General features: G+C 48.6%; 28 protein-coding genes. 13 read left to right on the top strand and 15 right to left on the bottom strand.

The genetic code is table 11. The features are described from left to right. Positions 1–63: 63 nt before the first annotated feature. The 7 genes from ITJ88_RS06375 to ITJ88_RS06345 form a co-directional block, all read right to left on the bottom strand. On the bottom strand, positions 64–978 hold the full coding sequence (locus ITJ88_RS06375; protein ID WP_023468367.1) for a methyl-accepting chemotaxis protein: 915 nt from the start codon (positions 976–978) through the stop codon (positions 64–66). 116 nt (positions 979–1,094) lie between these two features. Next, on the bottom strand, positions 1,095–1,853 hold the full coding sequence (locus ITJ88_RS06370) for an SDR family oxidoreductase (protein WP_195865519.1): 759 nt from the start codon (positions 1,851–1,853) through the stop codon (positions 1,095–1,097). A 123-nt stretch (positions 1,854–1,976) separates the two neighbouring features. Next, complete coding sequence (locus tag ITJ88_RS06365) at positions 1,977–2,414, bottom strand: Asp23/Gls24 family envelope stress response protein (protein ID WP_023468370.1); 438 nt, start codon at positions 2,412–2,414, stop codon at positions 1,977–1,979. Positions 2,415–2,456: 42 nt separating this feature from the next. Continuing rightward, positions 2,457–2,663, bottom strand: coding sequence for a DUF2273 domain-containing protein (locus ITJ88_RS06360; RefSeq protein WP_035397250.1), 207 nt, complete (start codon positions 2,661–2,663; stop codon positions 2,457–2,459). A 15-nt stretch (positions 2,664–2,678) separates the two neighbouring features. Next, entirely contained in the window at positions 2,679–3,221 is a 543-nt protein-coding gene (gene amaP, locus ITJ88_RS06355) for an alkaline shock response membrane anchor protein AmaP (RefSeq protein ID WP_023468372.1), read from the bottom strand. A 284-nt stretch (positions 3,222–3,505) separates the two neighbouring features. Beyond that, positions 3,506–3,709: a hypothetical protein gene (locus ITJ88_RS06350; RefSeq protein ID WP_195865013.1), complete on the bottom strand. Its 204-nt coding sequence runs from the start codon at positions 3,707–3,709 to the stop codon at positions 3,506–3,508. Between the two features lie 36 nt (positions 3,710–3,745). Continuing rightward, positions 3,746–3,949, bottom strand: a complete 204-nt coding sequence (locus tag ITJ88_RS06345; RefSeq protein ID WP_195865012.1) for a hypothetical protein — start codon at positions 3,947–3,949, stop codon at positions 3,746–3,748. Positions 3,950–4,034: 85 nt separating this feature from the next. Here ITJ88_RS06345 and ITJ88_RS06340 point away from each other — a divergent pair, with 85 nt between their 5' ends. After that, the gene (locus ITJ88_RS06340) at positions 4,035–4,763 is read left to right on the top strand and encodes an SDR family oxidoreductase (protein ID WP_195865011.1); all 729 of its coding nucleotides are present in this window, start codon (positions 4,035–4,037) and stop codon (positions 4,761–4,763) included. 66 nt (positions 4,764–4,829) lie between these two features. Here ITJ88_RS06340 and ITJ88_RS06335 read toward each other — a convergent pair whose 3' ends face one another. From ITJ88_RS06335 to ITJ88_RS06325, 3 genes are all read right to left on the bottom strand, one after another. Next, positions 4,830–5,798: an LLM class flavin-dependent oxidoreductase gene (locus tag ITJ88_RS06335; RefSeq protein WP_195865010.1), complete on the bottom strand. Its 969-nt coding sequence runs from the start codon at positions 5,796–5,798 to the stop codon at positions 4,830–4,832. A 62-nt stretch (positions 5,799–5,860) separates the two neighbouring features. Further along, positions 5,861–6,550 (bottom strand): ABC transporter ATP-binding protein, encoded by a 690-nt coding sequence (locus ITJ88_RS06330; RefSeq protein WP_023468376.1) that lies wholly within the window; start codon positions 6,548–6,550, stop codon positions 5,861–5,863. Positions 6,551–6,661: 111 nt separating this feature from the next. Next, positions 6,662–7,054, bottom strand: coding sequence for a hypothetical protein (locus tag ITJ88_RS06325; protein ID WP_023468377.1), 393 nt, complete (start codon positions 7,052–7,054; stop codon positions 6,662–6,664). A gap of 197 nt (positions 7,055–7,251) precedes the next feature. Between ITJ88_RS06325 and ITJ88_RS06320 the strand changes: the two genes are divergently transcribed. Beyond that, on the top strand, positions 7,252–7,770 hold the full coding sequence (locus tag ITJ88_RS06320) for a DUF4256 domain-containing protein (RefSeq protein ID WP_195865009.1): 519 nt from the start codon (positions 7,252–7,254) through the stop codon (positions 7,768–7,770). Between the two features lie 137 nt (positions 7,771–7,907). Further along, complete coding sequence (locus ITJ88_RS06315; protein ID WP_195865008.1) at positions 7,908–8,771, top strand: sensor domain-containing diguanylate cyclase; 864 nt, start codon at positions 7,908–7,910, stop codon at positions 8,769–8,771. Here ITJ88_RS06315 and ITJ88_RS06310 read toward each other — a convergent pair. Together ITJ88_RS06310 and ITJ88_RS06305 are read right to left on the bottom strand one after the other, a co-directional pair. After that, the gene (locus ITJ88_RS06310; RefSeq protein ID WP_195865007.1) at positions 8,733–9,422 is read right to left on the bottom strand and encodes an alpha/beta fold hydrolase; all 690 of its coding nucleotides are present in this window, start codon (positions 9,420–9,422) and stop codon (positions 8,733–8,735) included. The genes ITJ88_RS06315 and ITJ88_RS06310 overlap by 39 nt on opposite strands. Then, positions 9,419–10,264, bottom strand: coding sequence for an alpha/beta fold hydrolase (locus ITJ88_RS06305; RefSeq protein WP_195865006.1), 846 nt, complete (start codon positions 10,262–10,264; stop codon positions 9,419–9,421). Before ITJ88_RS06305 ends, ITJ88_RS06310 begins: the two co-directional genes overlap by 4 nt. 39 nt (positions 10,265–10,303) lie before the next feature. On the opposite strand from ITJ88_RS06305, the gene ITJ88_RS06300 reads away from it, so the two are divergent. Both ITJ88_RS06300 and ITJ88_RS06295 read left to right on the top strand, forming a co-directional pair. Continuing rightward, entirely contained in the window at positions 10,304–10,969 is a 666-nt protein-coding gene (locus ITJ88_RS06300) for an HAD family hydrolase (protein WP_195865005.1), read from the top strand. Continuing rightward, positions 10,966–11,349 (top strand): GNAT family N-acetyltransferase, encoded by a 384-nt coding sequence (locus tag ITJ88_RS06295; protein ID WP_195865004.1) that lies wholly within the window; start codon positions 10,966–10,968, stop codon positions 11,347–11,349. Before ITJ88_RS06300 ends, ITJ88_RS06295 begins: the two co-directional genes overlap by 4 nt. Here the strand turns inward: ITJ88_RS06295 and ITJ88_RS06290 are convergent. From ITJ88_RS06290 to ITJ88_RS06280, 3 genes are read right to left on the bottom strand one after another with little or no spacing between them, the layout of a single operon-like run. Further along, positions 11,341–11,778, bottom strand: coding sequence for a GNAT family N-acetyltransferase (locus tag ITJ88_RS06290; RefSeq protein ID WP_195865003.1), 438 nt, complete (start codon positions 11,776–11,778; stop codon positions 11,341–11,343). The genes ITJ88_RS06295 and ITJ88_RS06290 overlap by 9 nt on opposite strands. A 14-nt stretch (positions 11,779–11,792) precedes the next feature. After that, positions 11,793–12,248, bottom strand: a complete 456-nt coding sequence (locus ITJ88_RS06285; RefSeq protein WP_195865002.1) for a type 2 periplasmic-binding domain-containing protein — start codon at positions 12,246–12,248, stop codon at positions 11,793–11,795. Then, on the bottom strand, positions 12,245–12,739 hold the full coding sequence (locus ITJ88_RS06280; protein ID WP_195865001.1) for a sigma-70 family RNA polymerase sigma factor: 495 nt from the start codon (positions 12,737–12,739) through the stop codon (positions 12,245–12,247). The genes ITJ88_RS06285 and ITJ88_RS06280 overlap by 4 nt, the downstream gene beginning before the upstream one ends. A gap of 143 nt (positions 12,740–12,882) precedes the next feature. Between ITJ88_RS06280 and ITJ88_RS06275 the strand changes: the two genes are divergently transcribed. From ITJ88_RS06275 to ITJ88_RS06240, 8 genes are all read left to right on the top strand, one after another. Beyond that, positions 12,883–13,902, top strand: a complete 1,020-nt coding sequence (locus ITJ88_RS06275) for a serine hydrolase domain-containing protein (RefSeq protein ID WP_370567766.1) — start codon at positions 12,883–12,885, stop codon at positions 13,900–13,902. Beyond that, positions 13,899–14,309 carry a group-specific protein gene (locus ITJ88_RS06270; protein WP_195864999.1) on the top strand — a complete coding sequence of 137 codons (411 nt, stop codon included), beginning with the start codon at positions 13,899–13,901 and terminating at the stop codon, positions 14,307–14,309. The genes ITJ88_RS06275 and ITJ88_RS06270 overlap by 4 nt, the downstream gene beginning before the upstream one ends. A gap of 11 nt (positions 14,310–14,320) precedes the next feature. Beyond that, entirely contained in the window at positions 14,321–14,860 is a 540-nt protein-coding gene (locus ITJ88_RS06265) for an AAA family ATPase (RefSeq protein WP_195864998.1), read from the top strand. Positions 14,861–14,963: 103 nt separating this feature from the next. After that, the gene (locus ITJ88_RS06260) at positions 14,964–15,770 is read left to right on the top strand and encodes a phosphotransferase (protein ID WP_195864997.1); all 807 of its coding nucleotides are present in this window, start codon (positions 14,964–14,966) and stop codon (positions 15,768–15,770) included. Between the two features lie 46 nt (positions 15,771–15,816). Further along, a complete protein-coding gene (locus ITJ88_RS06255) occupies positions 15,817–16,248 on the top strand; it encodes a hypothetical protein (protein WP_195864996.1) in 432 nt (143 codons plus the stop codon). Positions 16,249–16,282: 34 nt separating this feature from the next. Beyond that, complete coding sequence (locus tag ITJ88_RS06250; protein WP_195864995.1) at positions 16,283–16,519, top strand: DUF2268 domain-containing putative Zn-dependent protease; 237 nt, start codon at positions 16,283–16,285, stop codon at positions 16,517–16,519. Further along, a complete protein-coding gene (locus ITJ88_RS06245) occupies positions 16,513–16,641 on the top strand; it encodes a hypothetical protein (RefSeq protein WP_195864994.1) in 129 nt (42 codons plus the stop codon). The genes ITJ88_RS06250 and ITJ88_RS06245 overlap by 7 nt, the downstream gene beginning before the upstream one ends. Before the next feature lie 9 nt (positions 16,642–16,650). Then, a complete protein-coding gene (locus tag ITJ88_RS06240; RefSeq protein WP_195864993.1) occupies positions 16,651–17,022 on the top strand; it encodes a hypothetical protein in 372 nt (123 codons plus the stop codon). Positions 17,023–17,038 lie beyond the last annotated feature (16 nt).

Raw genomic sequence — 17,038 nt, 5'->3', positions numbered from 1 at the left:
TCAAAAAAAATACCGAATCAACTACAAGCGGACAGCTCGTGTGATTCGGTAGCGGTGTATTTCTTATAAGACGTCGACGAATTGTTTTGCCTGACGCTCGAGTTGTTTCGCTGAATCAGCCAATTGATCGAACTCACTGACCGTATGCTCGAGTTGACCCGTACTGTCCTTGACCTTAGACGAAATGCGCTCGATGCTGTGCGAAACATCTTCAATCCGCTCAACGATCCCTTCAATGTTGTTCTTAATCTCCCCGATTGAGTGCGACACTTTGTTCGACAGGTTTCGGACTTCGGTCGCGACGACATCGAACCCGCGCCCATGTTCACCAGCACGTGCCGCCTCGATCGCCGCATTCAAGGCGAGCAGATTCGTCTGCGCGGCGATATCACGGATCGTCTTGACGATGTCGGTGATCGAGTTCGCATCTTTTCGTAAGGCAACAAGGCTCGACAAGTTCTCGACAGACTCCGCCTCGACTTGTTGGACGGTCGCCAGCACGTTCAGACCGTCCTGACGACCACTCTCCGATTTGACCGTCAAGAACGCGGATGTCTCGTTGAGTTCAGCTGCCATCCGTAAGACGTCCTGTTGGCGAATCGTAATATCCGATGCAATTTTCGAGACACCGACGACCCGGCGCCCGTCATCCGAATAGATCGGCATATACGTCGCTTCGAGCCATTTTTGTTGCCCATCGGCAGCCCGGCGTTCAATCTTGTCCTGATAGGTGATGCCTTGCATCAATTTGCGCCAAAACAACTCGTAATCTGGACTATTGACGTACGCTGGAAAGCAAAGGTCACGGTGGTATTTACCGATTAGCTCTTCCACTTCATACCCCATCGTCCGGGCAAACAACTCGTTGACATATGCGACTTTCCGTCGATCGTCGAAGCGAATGATTGCCAGATTTTGCTCGATTGCTCGAATGACTTGTGTGTCGGTGACGTGTGCTGCTTGTTCCTGCATCGACATGCCGATTCCTCCTTGGATTCAAACTCAAGGTCATAATGCTCCTATTGTCATATTATCCCTTATATCGACAGGTTCCTGCCATTTTAAACTGTAATCTAGTACATAAGATGCGATTTTTAATACGCACTCCATCCACCATCGGCTACGACGATCGCCCCGTTAATAAAGCTCGCCTCGTCAGACACGAGGAACAATGCCAACTTTGCGATCTCATCCGGCTGACCGGCACGTGGATTGAGTCCCATGCCAAGCATCGCGCGGCCCATCCCGAATTCATTCAGGTTCGTCATTGATTGTCCGATGTTCGTCTCGACGGCTCCAGGAGCGATGCCGTTACAGCGGATTCCCTCTCCGGCGTAAAAAAAGGCGGTATTCTTCGTCAAACCAATGACGGCATGTTTGGAAGCGGTATAGGCTGCTCCTGCCCGGGCACCGTTCAGACCACCGATCGAGATGTTATTCAAAATGACACCACCTTTTACTTCCTTGAAATGCTTGACCGCTTCGCGCATCAGACGCATCGTTCCCGTCGTATTGACGGCGAGAACGTGATCCCAGCGTTCATCGGAGATGTCTTCCACTCCCTCCATTCCGTCCATGATCCCAGCATTGTTGACGAGAACGTCCAGTTTGCCGTAAGCCTCAAGCGCATGTTGGACGAGTTCTGTTCCTGCGTTTGGTTTCGCAATATCACTTACAACAGCAATCGCTTCTCCACCCGCTTCCTTGATGTCAGAGACGACCCGTTCAACGGTTTCCAATCGAATGTCGGCTGCGACGATCCGTGCGCCTTCTTGTGCAAACAATTTGGCCATGGCTTCACCCATTCCTGAGCCAGCTCCCGTGACAATGATCGTTTTACCTGTTAGTCGCATCATGAATCATCCTTTCGTTTTTCGTGATACTAATCTATTCCCGAAAAAGGCTCTAGTTTAGTCAAACGTCGTGTCGATTCCATGAAAAAAGACCCGACGAGTTCGTCGGATCTTTGGACTTCCTTATTGCAGTTCGCGGCTCTTTTCTTCTTGTTCGTTGTTCGATTTATTTTTCGCTTCAAATTCAGCGCGTGTCATGACGTCCTCGACGTGCATGTTGACCTCGACGACTTCAAGTCCTGTCATGTCACTGATTGATTTTTTGATTTTAGCGACCGTCTCTTGGAAGATCGACGGAATGTTTTTACCGTATTCGACGATGACTTTCAAATCGAGTGCGACTTGGCGTTCGCCGACTTCCGCTCCGATTCCTTTCGTGATGTCTTCTGAACTCCGGAGACGATCCGTCAGTCCACTCATGAATCCACCACTCATTGACAAGATGCCTGTCACTTCATTCGACGCGATCCCTGCGATTTTTTTGATGACTTGATCTTCGAACGTCAATTTATTCTCGCGTACCACTTCGTTTTCAGTTGTTGTGTTTACTTCGTTTGCCATTTGAAATCTCTCCTTTTGAATGTGTAGTTAGATATATATGAATCAGTCCCGTTGAAAGAACTGAATCCACCCTTCGATATCGAGCGCACCATCGCGCCACTTCCCAATCAAGAATCCGATCGCTGCGAAGGCAACGATGAGGATCGTCGGACCAAAGCCAATCGTCAAGAATAAGATGGCGAGGATTAGACCGACAAGTCCTCCGATCAGTCGGAACCGATACGGGTAAAGTGCTTCCCTTGTCTTCATGTTCCCTCTCCTCTCTTAGACGACACGTTCCGATGTTTTTGTTTTCGTGTCACTGATCGTGACCTTCGTACTCGTAACTGGTAACTCGAGTAAGGATTCGACGGCTTGTTTAGCGCGTTCTTGAATATCCTTTGCGATCGTCGGCAGTCCCTCTTGTCCGAAGACCGAGCAGTCGACTTTTAAAGCAACCGTCTCTTTTTTCGAATGGATGTCGGCATGGACACGCGGTGTCCGTACGCCACCAATCCCACGAATTGACTCCAGTGCCGTCCGTTCGATCGTTTCCTTCGAAATCGTGATCGTTCCGTCACCCGTTTGAATCAACAGACGTTGACCTTTTGAGCGGCTGAATAATCCTGTGAATAATAGAATGACGAATACGAATGCTAAAAATCCTCCGATGGATAGAACGGTATAGCTATACCATTGCTGATCCTGCCACTGCTCAATCAATGAACTGAGCCGTGGAACATCATACACACCGAGCACAAGCAGCCCGACACTGACGAGTCCGAGTATGCCTATGATGACGAGTAAGAATCGATTGAACCCATTCATCTGCACCTCTCCTTTACGATTGTTAACTTCTTTCATCTAGGTGATTCAACACATGAACTATTATGTGTATGGTGCTTTTATTCCCGTTCATTCGAACCCGAAACATTTAAATACACTTTTGTTAAAATGTTCATATATTCTGATTATTCAGACTATAATTAACGTAACAAGTGGATTATTTACTATATTTAACGAAAAAAGATCTCTTTCAACTAAAAAGAGATCAACACTTTAATCCATTTATCATTTCCCGTATACTTCGTCAACACGTTTTTTGAAAATGATCATTCTACTTCGATCGGAATGGCAAAATAATCGTTTCCTTCTTCCCACCCTGCTCTAATCTGATAAACATATTTTCCACGGGTCGTTGGTAAAGTGATATTTTCTACATCCTGAAACGTTTTAAGCTTTTTTCCATTTGCAACGGACCATAACTCAACGACAACAGTTTTTGGATGCGGACCATTTCGAAAAAGAATCGACATCTGTTCATCCGGTACAACGCGTTCACCTTGTTTATCTTATACTTGCTCAACTGGTCCGATCTTTGCATCAGCTGTCTCTCCTAAAAAGACTCCCGACCACGTATAGGTTCCTAAGTACACCATTAGTTCACGATGTTCAATCGTCACGTCAGGTGCTGGCGGTTGATGGCGGAAAGGATCCAGCGAGAAGAGTAACCCTAAACTAATCAGCACTATACCAATAAACGTCTGTTGTTTCACAAGGCAACCTCCTACACAATGTTTTCAAATCCATAAAAGCGGCAATACCTCTCAAGGAGTACGTTATTCAAAAGGAGGAGTTCAGATGATTCAGGATAAAGTCGTCATCATTACAGGAGCATCAAGCGGGATTGGGGAAGCAACCGCTAAAGAACTTGCAAAACAAGGTGCAAAACTCGTTCTTGCTGCACGCCGGGAAGATCGTTTGCAAGAACTCGTCAAAGCCGTTGAAGCAGAAGGTGGTCAAGCCGTCTATCAAGTGACGGACGTGACTGATCGCGAGCAAGTCGATGCGCTTGCTAAGCTTGCGAAAGAAAAGTTCGGCTCAGTTGATGTCATCGTCAATAACGCTGGATTGATGCCACTATCACATCTCCATAAGAATCAACAGGATGAATGGAATACGATGGTCGACGTCAACATTAAAGGTGTTCTCCACGGAATCGGAGCCGTCTTGCCGTACATGCGCGAACAAAAAAGCGGACATGTCATCAACATCTCGTCCGTCGCAGGTCACGAAGTCATGCCGTCGAGCGCTGTCTATAGCGGTACGAAATTCGCCGTTCGCGCGATCACGGAAGGTCTCCGCAAGGAAGAATCGGTCGACAATCACATCCGTGCAACAATCATCTCACCGGGAGCGGTCGATACAGAACTGAAGGACCATATCTCGGATGAAGAAATCAAACAAGGGATTGGTGACTTGAAAGCGATCGATGCGAGCGCGATTGCGCGTGCCATCGCTTACGCCGTCAACGAACCAGAAGATGTCGCGATTAACGAGATCCTGATTCGTCCAACGGCTCAACGTTAATTGAATGTAGAATTTATTAACAGGACCCCTCATTAGCCAAACAGCTAACGAGGGGTCCTGTTCTGTTTAGAGTAGTCGTTCCGCGATGAGCTGGTACGACTGTAATCGTTTTTCTTGATCAAAGGCATTGTTGATCAGTAAAAATTGATCCGTTTGATAACGCGTTGCTAATACCTCTAGCTCACGCTCAACGACATCCGGTGTTCCAACAATTGCTCGCCGGCGATCTTGGCGGATCCGTTCTATTTGCACGTCATTCCAGACCTTTGCTTCTGTCGTCGTAAATGACGGAACGATCGAATTCCCGAGTCGGACGCCTTGAATCCAGGCATCCTGTGTTCGAGCGAGACGTTCTGCTTCTTCTTGTGTCGGAGCACAAATGACGAAAACACAGGCGATGACGTTCTTCCCGCCTGCCTCGCGATATGTCGAGAGCGTCTCTTCCCAACGATCCGGATTGATGAAGTGACCAAACACGAGACCACGGTCTTGTTCTGCTGCAATCCGCGCGCTACGTGGTGACAGACCCAGGATCGAAATCGGTGACGGTTTCCTGTCACGTGGTGTCGTCTTGACGATCCGGTACGGGTGTCGATTCGATAGACTGTCTGTTAAGAAGCCCGCCGTTTCATCGACGAGTCGACTAAACTCCGCTGCCCGGTTTTCTTCTCCATCCGTCAACGCAAGTCGTGTCCGTTCGCTCCCGCCCGGCGAATTACCGATCCCGAGTTCGATCCGCCCCGGATAAAACGCATCGAGCGTCGCAAAGCTCTCGGCGACTTTCAGCGGATGATACTGCGGCAACAACACGCCACCTGAACCAAGCTTGATTTTTGACGTCTTCGCACCCATTCGGGCGATGAACAACTCCGGTGCCGCACTGAGCAAACCGTTCGTATTATGATGTTCGGCGAACCAGTACCGTTCGTAACCGAGTCGCTCGGCTTCTAAGACGAGTCGTTCCGTCGCTTCCATCGTCGCTTCGACCGTATCGCCCTCATGTAACGGTACTTGATCCAGTATTCCTAGTCGCATCACGCATTCCTCCTCTACCCTTTCAGTGTAAAGGGTGGAGGAACGGAGTTCAAAAACGAGGCTCAGACACGCACGAGACGATCTTCGATGATGACGCCATCTCGCATCTCGATCGTTCGGTTCGCCCGTTCGGCGAGTGCCGGATCGTGGGTGACGAACAAGACGCCGCAGCCTTTTTCTTCGTTTAATGACCGTAAGAGATTGAAGATGATTTCTCCCGTATCCGTATCGAGGTTCCCTGTCGGCTCATCGGCAAGCAACCATTTCGGTTCATGAACAAGTGCTCGGGCAACGGCGACCCGTTGTTGTTGTCCACCGGAAAGTTGCGACGGCAAACTGCCTGCTTTATCAGCAAGACCGACTTGCGCGAGTAACTGCTCGGCGCGTTCTTTTTTATCATATGGTACTTTTCGACCGAACAGAGGCGCCATGACATTCTCAAGCGCCGTCAGCGTTGGAATCAGATGAAACTGTTGGAAGATGAAGCCGATGTTCTCGAACCGGAAGTCGGATAGTTCTTTGCTGTTTAATTTATTGATTGGTTTTCCGTCGTAATGCAACTCCCCGCTCGTCGGACGATCGAGTGTTCCGATCAAACTGAGTAACGTCGACTTTCCAGAACCTGATGGACCGATGATTGAGATGAAGTCACCTGCTTCAAGCGTCACTTCGATGTCTTGTAACGCATGTGTCTCGACACCGTCTCCCGAAAATGATTTTCCCATCTGTTTGCATTGAAATGTTCCTTCCATATGTAAGCCCTCCATATATTCGTGATAACGTACTATTCAAGAATTTATTGGGAATTCCTTCTAAATAAAAGGAAATAAAAAAAACAGCATTCTTGAGGAACAAGAATACTGTCAAGAAACACGTGGTTGAATGGAAACGAAATTTTTACGATAGACGATCTCATACGGTAAAACGAATAATAGACAGGCAAGAGCCGTGAACTGAATCATGCTTCCGGTTGGTGGGAGCGGAGACAGCGATGCATCATGCCACGCTTCATACAAACCAATGAAAAGAAACAGGACGACACTACTCGTCGTCACGTAGATGAGTAAACGAAGGGTCAATGGATAATGACGGACGATCCACAACATCGGTAAACCAAAGATAAAATAGGATAACGTCATCGCAAACGTTCCGAATTGATAGACGATCTCAAAGTCGATCGTCGTCAAGAACGAATATGCTGTGAACGCTAAGAACGAAAGAATCGTCACAACAGCCGCATAACTGATCCAGCGCATACGGTTGGGCTCCTCTCCTAAATGTCGTTCCTGTACGCGCGATCGCAACAGAAACCGGATATGTACAATTAGTGTAGGCAGTCCGATTTCATTTGTCAATTGTCTTCAGATTGACTTATTCAGTCACTAAACGATTGCACTGGAAACGGATTCATTGAATAATGGAAAAAACGAACTAAGAAAGTGAGGTTTTACCGATGGATGAGCAACTCACGATGTTTCGTGATCGTTTTGAAGCTACTTCTGATCGCCACGAGGGTCTTTCGTATGACGAGGTGGAGTCACGACTGACGTCTTCGAAACAAGCAGCCCTCGCTTGGATGGAACAGACAGGCGGAGAGCCGAATGTCGTAGCTCTTAATGGACGACTCGTCATCGTCGATACTGCCAAAGAGAGTCCGTCTGGTCGTCGAAGTGTCTGTTTGGACGAATCCGCTCGACTTGGTCGAAAGAAAAATGCGCCTGCCGCAAGTGTCGAGTCGATGATTGAGGCGCTAGAGGTGCACCTCCTAACACTAGAACAGTATCAAGAACTACAGACGCAGTTTTCGTTTGACGAAAAAACCTCCAGCTGGCTTAAGACGCCAGACCTGATCCGTCAAAAAGGCGGTGCCCTATACGGAGATCGTCGTTATGAAACGACGTTCATCTATCACAACGGAGCGGATTCCTATTATGCGAGCCGAGGATTTCGTGTCTGCATTGAGCTTGATTAATCAAAAAACACTCTACGATTGAAGTAGAGTGTTTTTTGTAAATTATAGGTAATAAAACCCAATTATGATATGATGGTCGATGAGTAGAGGAGGTGGACGTCATATTTGTATTGGGATTGATTGTAGGTGGTCTTATCATGTTGATCAGTTTCCGGTTATTTCACCAGCAACAGCCGGATACGATCGCATTGTGTAAAGATATCTTCTACGTGTTCGAAGTGCAGCCGGAATATCGATTTCGTTATATCAGTCCGTCACTCGATGACCATATGGGAAAAGGCGTGGCAGCAGCCAGCTACATGGATCCGGACGAGTGTTTCGCGCGGATTCATCCGGAAGACATCGAAGTCTTGATGTCGAAGATTTCGGGCGATTGTGATTACGATCAGCCGTTTCGGCAACGCTGGCGGACGAATGACGGAACGTACGTCTGGTTTGAAGAATATGCGACACCCATTTGCGAAAATGGGCAGATCGTCGCCATCCAAGGGGTGATCCGTAACATTGACGAACAGTTGAAATCACAACAGGCATTGCTCGATCAATACCGGATCGATGCCTTGACTGGTCTAGGGAATCGCCATGCCTTCAACGAGACTGTCCACACACTCGATCAAGAGAAAACGGCGTATGGGGTGATTCTACTTGACTTGAATGAACTAAAAGAGCTCAACGACCGGTTCGGTCACGCGGTCGGTGATGCCTTGCTTGAACAAACAGGACTTTGCATCCGCCGCTTGACAGACCATGGCTACCGGATCGGTGGTGATGAATTCGTCTTGATCGATGAGAGTCCGTCGATTGAGCTGTTCGAGGGATTCGTCGAACACGTCCGCTCGACGTTCGCGACACACGAAATCGGGCTCGCAATCGGCGCCGTACATACGACAACAGGACGCCGTGTCGACGACGTCCTGCATGAGGCAGATGAGCAGATGTATCAAGAAAAAATGAATGATCGCTTAAGTCGTCAGCATGGATTGATGCGCTTGAAGCAATAAGGTGTTGAAGCGTTCCGGTTGATCGAGATTCGCTGTATGCCCGGCTCCCTCGACCGGTAAGACGATGACGTTTGGCACATGTTCCGCAACGAACGCGGTTGCGTCGACTTCGTATGTTTCATTCGTTCCATTTAGGATGACGACCGGTAAGGTGATCGACTGCAGCATCGTTTCCGTCAGTGCCGGGAAACGGAACGTCATCAAATCGAGGACTGCCCGCGCCGTCGTTTTCCAGGCAGGACCATGCAACTGTTCGAACTGGTCGGCAATTTCCGGTGCCTGCTGTTCGAGGTCGAGAAAGAACTCTCGTTGCTTGCGCATCAGCGGTTCCATCGCCTTAGGAATGAACGGTGAAAAACCCGTGATACATACCCCTTCGAGTTCGTCCGGTGGGTCGAGTGCCAGTTGCATCGCAAGCGTTGCGCCGAGCGACAACCCGAGGATCCATCCTGGACCTTCCTGTGCCATCCGTTCGCGGATGGCACGTGTTGCTTGTGATAAGTAATCTTCCGTTGCCGGTTCCGTCGTCATTCCGTGACCAGGCAGATCAATCGGAATGAACGTAAAATCATCCGCTAAAGCGGATAGCTGTGGTGCAAAGTGTGTTGCTGCCGTTCCCATTAAACCATGTAGTACATACATACGTGTCATACGGTAAACTCCTTAAATTGATGTAGTGTCAATATCGCGTCTACGATGACGTCCGGACGATCGCGATGCATCAGGTGTGATGTTCCCGGAACGAACGTCACGTTCGCCTGATCGGATAGATTCGCCTGTCGCTGAATCAATTCCTGCCATTTTTCTTCCATCCGCTCCAGTTCGTCTTTTGGAAAACCAGCAGCCATCATCGTTTCGATCGACTGCGCTTTGTCCCGTCCAAGAACGGTCAACGGAACACCGAGATTGCGCATGCGTGGTTGAAGATCTTTCGCATCACTTTTCCACTGCGAGATGATCGCATGCATCGACCGGTAATACGCTGGGTTCCAATCCGTACGGTCATCCCCGTCCGGGAAGCGGTCACGTAAATCAGTTGCTTTTGATAGTTCTTCGAACCGATCGATCCAGACGGCGTCATCCCCTTCCCGGTCGAGCATCGGTGTATCCAGCTGATCGAGTTCTGCTAAATCAACTGACGTCGCATCCACGAGAACGAGACCGGCGACACGTTCTGGATGATGTAGAGCAAAAGCTTGCGCGACAAGACCACCGTAGGAATGACCGACGAGTGTGACCGGAGTCGCAATCTTCGTCGCTTTAAGAAACTGATTGATTTGCCGTAAGATGCCGGTCGTCCCGTCGATGTAATCGTCCGACCATTCGTGTGGATGAAAGCTGACGACGCGGTAGTCCGGTGTCAGTTTCGTCAGAATGTCCGCCCAGTCTTGATACGTCCCACCGAGCGAGGGTAGGAGTAACAACGGTCGACCTGTCGAACCGTCGTCATAATACGTCACTTGTTTTCCGTGTTGTTGAATACATCGTTCCACTAAAATCACTCCTCTATACTTTGAAAGATGGTGTTTACCTTGATTCGTGCCCTATTGTTTGATTTAGACGAGACGTTACATGACCGGTCCGGTTCTCTTCCCTATTTCCTTCGGGATCAGCATCAACGTTTTCGTGAAGTTGCGCATGTTCCTATCGACGACTACATCACGACGTTCTTGGCGCTTGATCAAGAAGGACGCGTCTGGAAGGACGTCGTCTATACGGAAATGATTCGTCGCTTCGAATTGTCGCTTTCTGTTGAAGTACTGCTACAGGACTACGTGACGCGTTATCCGATCTTCGCACGGAGCTTTCCGGGAGTCGACACCTTTTTTGCGCAATTACCGCCTGGGCTACCCATCGGCTTACTATCGAACGGTCGGACGACGTTCCAACGTGCCGTCTGTGACGCAATCGGACTGTCTCCCTTCTTTACGCAGATCGGGATCTCGGAACAAGAAGGCGTCCGTAAACCGGATCCGATATTTTTCCTTCGCTTAACGGATCGTTTAGGTGTTCGCCCGGACGAAGTCCTTTATGTTGGCGACAATTACGACCACGACATCTTACCGGCACGCGCCCTCGGCATGCAGGCGATTTGGAAGCACACAGGCGATGTTCCATTGACTGACACGCAATTTTCGGACTGGTGCCAGTTACCTTCCCCACTCCAAGACTTGATACGAAAGGAGAACCAGCCATGACGGAACAGATTCGCCGTTTCCAACCTGACGATTTTGAGCAGATTCATCGATTGAACGGATTAGAAGGATGGCAGGATCTCGTCGCTGATCAAGAGCGGACTCGCAACGCGTGGATGAATGCAAATGCCGCTTTCGTCCTTGAATCTGAAGGAGAAATCCTTGCCTATGTCCGCGCTTTAACGGACGGTTCAGTGACGACGTTCGTCTGTGAGCTCCTCGTCAGCCGAAACGCACGCAAGCGTGGGTACGGACAACAGTTACTCGATCACTTGCAACTTACCTATCCGACACGGATCGATCTCCTGGCAACTCGTCAATCTGCTTCTTTTTATGAACAACAAGGATTTCGTGCTTTCCATGGTTTCCGTAAATCACGATGAAGCGAGTGATTTCGAATAACTCGTGCTCGTCACGCTGTAGCCCATCGATTGATAAAAGTGATGGGCTGCTTCGCGTTCTGGTCGATTACCACTGTTCAGTAAAACGGCAGTTGCTCCTCTTGCATGCGCCCAGTCTTCCGCTGCTCGGATCAAACGGCGTCCAATTCCCTGCCGACGATGTTTCGCGTTGACGACGAACGCGACGATTCGGACATAGGTCGTATCATGCTCGAACGCTTGCGCCTGAAACAGACCGACGCAGCCGAGAAGCATATCGTCGTCTTCTAACACAAGCAAGTCATAATCCGGATGACGGGTGACCCGTGAAAATCGTTCGCGTAACACATGCTCGCTTGCCGGATACCCGAGCTGCGCCATTAAACCGACCAATTGCGGTAAATCGCTAGTTATCCAGGACCGGATATTCATCTTTCTCTCCCCCCTTATCGTGTGGGCGACAGAATCATCACCCGTTCTCGACCCTCTTCCTCACCGACGACCAGCACGTGCTCAGTTACCGGATCATCCTTGATTTGATAGACGGTAAACGCATCAAGGTTCGACGCAAAATCAGATGTGTCTTGTTCCAGTTTCGTATCGGTCAAGACATCATCCGTGACGCCAAGTCGCTTCCCTTTCAGCTGTTGCCAGTCTGTATCCGTGATTTTTTTGGCTACCGTGTATAACTGTTCATCATAATACATGCCGACCACCATCGATTGCGACGATTGTTCGGGAACGGTCTCATGTAAAGAGCTGAAACCGATGATCGTCAGACCGGCAGCAAGGCAAACAGCTTGTACCGAGCGCCGGCGCCGTTTTGCTTTACGGATGCCCTGAATTGTTCGTTGCCTGACGGATGACGGTACGTCGCTCAAGAATTTTGGCTCGTGATTCATAGACTCATCCCCTTTTGTCGTCGTACTTTCTCGAGTGCGCGGTACAACGTACTTTTGATCGTATTCAGTGGCACATTGAAGGTTTGCGCAATCTCTTGCAATGACAAATCTTCTTCATACCGGAAGTAGACGATTGATCGCTCGGTCGGCTCGAGGACATCCAGTAAATCGTCCAAGTACAAGCGATCGACGAGACGCTCTTCAAACGACGTCGTTTGACTCGGTTCGATCGCGAGCGGCTGAAACGACGCTCGATGTTGCTGGAAAGCGCAATTCATCGTGATGCGCGTCAACCACGTCTTAAAATACGAAGCTTCCCGTAAACTCTTTCGCCCACGCCATGCCCGGTACGCGACCTCTTGGACATTCTCAAGCGCTGCCGCCTCCTCTTTCAGATAAATGAAGGAAATACGGTACACATAGTCTTCTTCTGCGAATAAAGCTGCTTCAAAAGCAGCGTCGGATAATGCTGCACCTGACTTTCGAAACACATCGGCATCCTCCTTTTTGCAATCACTCCCCTATTAGATACGCGACACGATTAAAAAGTTTCATTTTTTTCAAATTTTTCTTATAATTCCCTTTTCTTGCATGAATGAATTCGATAGGATGGGAATCAGAGAGGATGATCAACGTGTACAAGAAACTCATTGCTTTACCGGAGCTTACGCATCTCGAAGGGGCGGTCTCCATCCACCAGCAAGGTGAACAAATCTTTAGCCATGCTGACGGATTCGCGCATCGGGGCTACCGCGTATCGAATACAGAAACGACACGCTTCGGAATTGCTTCTGGTGCGAAACTCTTCACTGCGGTCGCCATCTTACGGTTAGTCGAGGAAGGAAAGGTAGCACTCGACGAACACGTCGCGCCGATTCTACCGGACATAGGAATCGATCTAGACGGTGTGACCGTACATCATCTGTTAACCCATACGTCAGGCATCGGTGATTATTTTGACGAAGCGACGATGACCGATTTCGAGGAGGTTTTTCAAGATTTCCCTATGTATCGTTTGCGTCGTCCCATCGATTTTTTACCGTTGTTTCAGGACCAAAAAAGACTGTTCACTGCAGGCGAACGGTTTCATTACAACAATGCGGGATACGTCCTGCTCGGTCTCGTGATCGAACAATTGACGAAACAACCCTTCGCGGATTACGTGACGAACGAATTATTCGCTCGTGCGCAAATGACACAGTCTGGTTACTTCCGACTCGACTCGCTACCGGCAGATACAGCCATCGGGCACATCGAGAATGAAGACGGAACATGGCGAACGAATCACTATGCGTTACCGATCATTGGCGGACCTGATGGCGGCGCCTTCCTCACAGCATCAGACATGGAACGTTTCTGGCGAAGTCTTCTGACGCATCAGTTGCTGTCTGAATCGATGACCTCGCAACTGTTTCATCCCCACGTCAAAGTCAACGATGTTGCGTCTTATGGTTACGGCGTCTGGCTGAAACGACTCGATGCCTCGCACGAGAAGTGGCACATCATGGGTTACGACCCGGGTGTCAGCTTTCATTCCGCCTATTATCCACAATCGGAAACAATCGTCACCGTCTTATCGAATACGTCTGACGGAGCCTACGCGCTCGTTCAGGCTATCGAACAACTTTTACTTGAGAAAGGAATCCATACATGAACCTTTATATCGCTTCTCGCTTTGATCACACGTTGACCGTCCGCTGGCTCCGAGATGAACTCCGCTTGCGTGGACACGATTTAACATATGACTGGACGATGAATGATCGGGCAGAGGATCCTGAAGCATTACGAAAGATTGGTCTTGCTGAATTCGAAGCCGTGCAACAAGCGGACGCCTTCGTCCTCGTGTTACCGGCAGGAAAAAGTAGTCACGTCGAACTCGGGATTGCGCTCGCGACGAATCGTCCGATTTACTTATGCATGCCGGATGCGACCTACTTCACCGGACCATTGGCCAGTACGTTTTATCATATCGGACGGACGACCCCTTGCTTCGGAACGAAAGAAGATTGGCTCGCGCAGATTCTCGCCGATCGCTTACCGGAAGAACAACTGACGTCATGAGGACCGTCCTGTTGACAATTGGACCGACCCATGCCGGGAAAACGACGTTCGCACGACAGCTTGCTCAACGTCTCTCATCAAGCCTTGTCATCGATCAGGATCTTCAAGCACGCTTTTTGCTCGAACATTATTCGGACCTCGTTCCAACAGAAGGACCGAATCAGATTAAACATGACTTGACGGGATGGTTGATCGAACAGGCAATCACGTCTTCCGTCGAGACGATCATCTTATGTAATGCCAACACCTCGCGGATTGGTCGGAAACAATTAGTAGATCCATTCTCCCGTTCGACGTTCCGCTCGATCCTCGTCTGGTTCGATTTACCCGAAGTGACAATTGCAGACCGACTGACTCACTCCAAACGCGATGGACGAGAAATTCGTGGCGACTCGTCGTACTACGACATCTATCAGCGGCAACGAATCGAGCCGCCAGTTACAAGTGAAGCGGACAAAATCGTTCGTCTTCGTTCGACGGAAGACGTTGACACATTCCTCGATCATGTCACGAATCCGACACTTGATGCGCTCTTCGATGCGGTCGATTGATTGAAGAACATGGCAATCGTGCGTAAAGCACCCGCTTCTTCATAAACGCATGAAAAAAAACCGGCTAATATGTAACCGATTACAAAAGAAAGAAGGAACACTCATGTCTGAAGAACAACGACTGACTGGTGGAAATGTCTCCGCTGTCTATCAAAAAGGTGAGCATGTCTATCGCTCACAAAAGGAGAACAGCAACAACGTCCAACGGTTATTATGCCACTTAGAAGCTAAACGCCTATCCGGTGTTCCCCGTTTCGTCGGTATCGATGAACAAAATCGAGAGATCCTGACCTTCCTCCCTGGTGAAACGGCCGATTATCCCCTAAAAGCATACATGTGGCATGATGACGTATTAGACGATGTTGCGCATCTGATGCGCCAGTATCATGACGCAACAGTCGACTTCGACGTCTCACCGGACTGGGCACCGTTGCTCAATACCCCGACTCCGCACGAAGTCATCTGTCACAACGATTTTGCCGTCTACAATACGATTTTTCAGGACCAAAAACTGAGTGGCGTGATTGACTTTGACCTCGCAGCACCCGGTCCACGTGCTTGGGATATCGTCTATGCGCTCTATACGTTCGTTCCGCTTAGCAGCAGACGACAAGCACCTGACGGATCCGTTCTTGCTTATTCAACAGAGCAAGATGACACACGTTTCGCCAAGCGAGTGAGTCGGTTCCTTGATGCGTATGGCTATGAAGGACCGCGTTCCGAACTCCTATCCATGTTATTGTTACGCGTCGAAGCCCTCTATCTGTTGATTGATCAAAGAGCTGCGAACGATGATGCTGCCTTCATCAAGATGAAAGAAGAGGGTCACGATACACATTACCGCGCGGAATACCGTTTCATCGCGGAACATGGGGAGAAGTGGTTCATCGATAAATCCTCGATAAAATAATGTTTGATTCGCTAAGTTCGATGATTAGGATAAAGGAGTAGTTTCTTTGAAAATAATTGATCTTGATTTTCTACTGACGACTGAAGAATACGATCTCGAACTGGATACAATGTCATTAAAGGCGAACGACCATTACGCGATTGATTTCTATTTTTATGGCGCTGACGAAACATTCAAGCTTTTGATTGACGATCCTTCGCGCGATTACTTTTTGATGCGTTTCGAAAAGTACGCCGTTTTCCTAGGAACGTTGCAAGAGCATGGCATCATCGACGACAGACTCCTAAATCCGTACCCGGTCGTGAAGTCAAAAGAATCGATCTTGGGAGAGTTCGCTGCGAAGTATATGAAAACGAAGGAAATTTATACGGAACGGGGAGACTTGCACTTATTCGCTATCAGGACGCATGAACAGGATTTTTACATTTTGTCCTACAGTGATCCAATCATCATTGATCATATGGCGAAAGAGGATTAATTGAACAGCACATGAATATCATCACTTAGTCCTCATGGATACACCCGATTTTAGTTTCAATACGACTCTTAATGCCGTCATTGTCGAAGGAAAGGCAGATGCCTTTGCCGAGCGAATCGTCAAAGACGTTTCCATTCCTTGGAATGTCGATATGGATGAAGCAACAAAGAAACATGTCGTGCATCTCGTCAACAGCCACGAAGTATCACAACTCGACTTCGTTGTAGGTAACGAAAAAAAGAGATTCCTCGCTGGGGTAACTACATGTTAGGGCGTGAAATCCTCAATCATTATTTTGAGTTGCATCCAGATCAGTCCATTGCTGACTGGACCTATACGAATCAAACAGATATCTTAAAAGGATACAAGTATCAAAAGATTCTTGAACAATGAGGTGCTTTCATGAAACACACATGTCCCGTCTGTGGATATGACCAAATGGACGACGATGCATATTACGAAAATGGTGACGCTTCATTCGAACTTTGTTCTTGTTGCGGCTTTCAGTTCGGAGTAGACGATGATGTCGAAATCGAGGATGGTATCTTCTTATCAAGAAGTGAAGCACACGACTTGTATCGTGCGAACTGGCTCAAGGACGGTGCTAAAATCTTTAGTGATTATGCCTTTACACCTAATCAAGACGCAGGTGAACCTTTGGAAAGAAGGATACTACACAAACAATTACGAAGGATGCATATCCAGCTAGACAATTATGCTGAATCCACATTGATGACTTACGCAAATGAAAAGGAGCGCTACACTTCACGATAACATCGTGTAGGTCTGC

It is taken from the genome of Exiguobacterium abrahamii (assembly GCF_015645365.1).
Taxonomy (GTDB): domain Bacteria; phylum Bacillota; class Bacilli; order Exiguobacteriales; family Exiguobacteriaceae; genus Exiguobacterium_A; species Exiguobacterium_A abrahamii.
Note: the sequence above shows the minus strand (reverse complement) of the source record. Positions and strands in the feature narration are given on the sequence as shown.

What these genes read in the sequence shown, in the direction of transcription:
- ITJ88_RS06325 (WP_023468377.1), bottom strand. Translation starts at nt 7,054, where the DNA reads ATGCGCTGGATCAGTTATGCGGCTGTTGTGACGATTCTTTCGTTCTTA.
- amaP (WP_023468372.1), bottom strand. Translation starts at nt 3,221, where the DNA reads ATGAATGGGTTCAATCGATTCTTACTCGTCATCATAGGCATACTCGGA.
- ITJ88_RS06365 (WP_023468370.1), bottom strand. Translation starts at nt 2,414, where the DNA reads ATGGCAAACGAAGTAAACACAACAACTGAAAACGAAGTGGTACGCGAG.
- ITJ88_RS06370 (WP_195865519.1), bottom strand. Translation starts at nt 1,853, where the DNA reads ATGCGACTAACAGGTAAAACGATCATTGTCACGGGAGCTGGCTCAGGA.
- ITJ88_RS06290 (WP_195865003.1), bottom strand. Translation starts at nt 11,778, where the DNA reads ATGAATATCCGGTCCTGGATAACTAGCGATTTACCGCAATTGGTCGGT.
- ITJ88_RS06295 (WP_195865004.1), top strand. Translation starts at nt 10,966, where the DNA reads ATGACGGAACAGATTCGCCGTTTCCAACCTGACGATTTTGAGCAGATT.
- ITJ88_RS06320 (WP_195865009.1), top strand. Translation starts at nt 7,252, where the DNA reads ATGGATGAGCAACTCACGATGTTTCGTGATCGTTTTGAAGCTACTTCT.
- ITJ88_RS06285 (WP_195865002.1), bottom strand. Translation starts at nt 12,248, where the DNA reads ATGAATCACGAGCCAAAATTCTTGAGCGACGTACCGTCATCCGTCAGG.
- ITJ88_RS06260 (WP_195864997.1), top strand. Translation starts at nt 14,964, where the DNA reads ATGTCTGAAGAACAACGACTGACTGGTGGAAATGTCTCCGCTGTCTAT.
- ITJ88_RS06315 (WP_195865008.1), top strand. Translation starts at nt 7,908, where the DNA reads ATGTTGATCAGTTTCCGGTTATTTCACCAGCAACAGCCGGATACGATC.
- ITJ88_RS06245 (WP_195864994.1), top strand. Translation starts at nt 16,513, where the DNA reads ATGTTAGGGCGTGAAATCCTCAATCATTATTTTGAGTTGCATCCAGAT.
- ITJ88_RS06330 (WP_023468376.1), bottom strand. Translation starts at nt 6,550, where the DNA reads ATGGAAGGAACATTTCAATGCAAACAGATGGGAAAATCATTTTCGGGA.
- ITJ88_RS06240 (WP_195864993.1), top strand. Translation starts at nt 16,651, where the DNA reads ATGAAACACACATGTCCCGTCTGTGGATATGACCAAATGGACGACGAT.
- ITJ88_RS06310 (WP_195865007.1), bottom strand. Translation starts at nt 9,422, where the DNA reads ATGACACGTATGTATGTACTACATGGTTTAATGGGAACGGCAGCAACA.
- ITJ88_RS06350 (WP_195865013.1), bottom strand. Translation starts at nt 3,709, where the DNA reads ATGTCGATTCTTTTTCGAAATGGTCCGCATCCAAAAACTGTTGTCGTT.
- ITJ88_RS06335 (WP_195865010.1), bottom strand. Translation starts at nt 5,798, where the DNA reads ATGCGACTAGGAATACTGGATCAAGTACCGTTACATGAGGGCGATACG.
- ITJ88_RS06375 (WP_023468367.1), bottom strand. Translation starts at nt 978, where the DNA reads ATGTCGATGCAGGAACAAGCAGCACACGTCACCGACACACAAGTCATT.
- ITJ88_RS06270 (WP_195864999.1), top strand. Translation starts at nt 13,899, where the DNA reads ATGAACCTTTATATCGCTTCTCGCTTTGATCACACGTTGACCGTCCGC.
- ITJ88_RS06360 (WP_035397250.1), bottom strand. Translation starts at nt 2,663, where the DNA reads ATGAAGACAAGGGAAGCACTTTACCCGTATCGGTTCCGACTGATCGGA.
- ITJ88_RS06250 (WP_195864995.1), top strand. Translation starts at nt 16,283, where the DNA reads ATGGATACACCCGATTTTAGTTTCAATACGACTCTTAATGCCGTCATT.
- ITJ88_RS06340 (WP_195865011.1), top strand. Translation starts at nt 4,035, where the DNA reads ATGATTCAGGATAAAGTCGTCATCATTACAGGAGCATCAAGCGGGATT.